Genomic DNA, 244 nt, shown 5'->3' on the forward strand with positions numbered 1-244 from the left:
CTGTCGCGAAAGAAGTTCGTGTGTGCGATGCAGGACACGCAACGCCTGTTGCGTCAGCGACTTGATCGGAGCTGTGCGAACTGCCGGTCGCGTCACTGCTTCGCAGATGGCCGCGGCGTATTGCGCGGCAATCAGGATGAGACGCGGGCGACAATCTGGATGAGATTCTTAGGTCGCGGTCGGGATCAAGTTATCACGCTGATTGCCGCTGACAAGTTCTTCGTCATTTTCTGATTGCCGCTCC

1 pseudogene is annotated in these 244 nt (G+C 57.4%); it reads right to left on the reverse strand.

The annotated features are described in order from the left end of the window. Window positions 1–117: pseudogene (locus tag MRBLMR1_RS09440) on the reverse strand (IS110 family transposase); the annotation flags it as partial. Window positions 118–244: the final 127 nt, after the last annotated feature.

It is taken from the genome of Neorhizobium sp. LMR1-1-1.1 (assembly GCF_040675795.1).
Taxonomy (GTDB): domain Bacteria; phylum Pseudomonadota; class Alphaproteobacteria; order Rhizobiales; family Rhizobiaceae; genus Neorhizobium; species Neorhizobium cellulosilyticum.